The 809-nt window shown below is 25.8% G+C and carries 3 protein-coding genes; all 3 read right to left on the bottom strand.

Annotated features, from left to right (window positions below; genetic code table 4):
- Window positions 1-237: 237 nt before the first annotated feature.
- On the bottom strand, window positions 238-474 hold the full coding sequence (locus tag C6B38_RS11295; protein WP_233485581.1) for a hypothetical protein: 237 nt from the start codon (window positions 472-474) through the stop codon (window positions 238-240).
- Between the two features lie 183 nt (window positions 475-657).
- Entirely contained in the window at window positions 658-753 is a 96-nt protein-coding gene (locus C6B38_RS12360) for a hypothetical protein (protein WP_443028752.1), read from the bottom strand.
- The coding region (locus C6B38_RS11290; RefSeq protein WP_255401083.1) for a DUF2649 family protein at window positions 744-809 on the bottom strand (66 nt) is incomplete at its 5' end. The genes C6B38_RS12360 and C6B38_RS11290, both read right to left, overlap by 10 nt.

The raw sequence follows: 809 nt of genomic DNA, 5'->3' as shown, positions 1-809 counted from the left end.
TCCCACTTGCTAACTGGCGAATATTATTTCAAATCATACCCTCACGCTGAGCAGTAAACAACGCACGATGTCCAAAATGTCTCGCTAAAACAATTCACGGTATTTTACCACTATGAACTTTTTTCTCATCGTGAGGACTAGTTCCATCAATATACAAATAACTTTCATCAAATAAAATAACACTATCATCTGGGGGAACCGGTTTTGTTCGATCGGTAAAATCTAAATTTTTAAATGTTAAAACTTTAACTTTATCATCTCTAAATTTTTAAATGTTAAAACTTTAACTTTATCATCTTCTAACGGATAATTACTATAAATTTCATCTGTCAATAATTTCATAGTTTGCGACAAATAAGTTAAAAGTAATGTTTTACCAGTTCCTAACTTACCAATAATTACCGATAACGGATTATCTCAAACAAAATTCACTAACCGAAAAGCATTTAACTGATAAAAAATATTTTTTCACAATCATCACACAAAATATACACATTGTAAAGCAAATAATATTCAAAATACTAAACCAACACAATACAAAGAAATTAACCAAAGTAATAAATCAATTATTTTTAAAGAAAAATATAAACTTTTTCATTATTTAAAATACCCAACTATTTTAAAAACCTTTTTCATTATTTAAAATACCCAACTATTTTAAAAACCATTCACAAGAAAAACCAAGTTAAAAACAAAATCACAATTCAAACACCAACCATCAAAGCTTTCAACATTCGTTTTATCTATAAACAAAAAAATATACTTTCAACATTCGTTTTATCTATAAACAAAAAAATATAAATAAAAAA

Source organism: Spiroplasma sp. ChiS (assembly GCF_002968355.1).
GTDB lineage: Bacteria > Bacillota_I > Bacilli_A > Mycoplasmatales > Mycoplasmataceae > Spiroplasma > Spiroplasma citri.
This window is presented reverse-complemented; position numbering and strand designations above follow the sequence as displayed.